The organism is Planktothrix tepida PCC 9214 (assembly GCF_900009145.1).
GTDB classification, from domain to species: domain Bacteria; phylum Cyanobacteriota; class Cyanobacteriia; order Cyanobacteriales; family Microcoleaceae; genus Planktothrix; species Planktothrix tepida.
On record NZ_LN889923.1, the window covers coordinates 1 to 400 of the forward strand.

A 400-nucleotide genomic window follows, 5' to 3' on the forward strand; every position below is an offset into this window, starting at 1 on the left:
TTTCGCCGTTTATTTCGATTTCTCTTAATGTGTGGCAAATTCGGGTTTTGGCTGGTTTCAGTTCTAATCCGATAGGTTTTAACCATTCTTCGATTTCAATCATGCACTGTTGAATAATTTCTAATTGTGGACTTACCACGATGAAATCATCGGCATATCTAATGACTAGGGCTTGAACACGGTATTTCTTTTTTGGAAATTTATGTTCAATTAGTCTAATCATTCCATCCAGTGCGATGTTAGCGAGTAGAGGACTGATAACACCTCCTTGTGGTGTACCTGCCTCGGTTGCCTCAAATATGCCGTTGTCCATTACTCCAGCTTTCAACCATTGTCTGATTTGGGCTTTTATTATTGATGGACAATCAATTTTGGACAGTAGGTAATCATGATTAATCTG

1 protein-coding gene is annotated in these 400 nt (G+C 38.5%); it reads right to left on the minus strand.

Annotation, left to right across the window (positions count from 1 at the left end; genetic code table 11):
* Nucleotides 1–400: reverse transcriptase domain-containing protein (locus PL9214_RS29815; protein ID WP_245824399.1), on the minus strand; the 400-nt coding region annotated here is incomplete at both ends.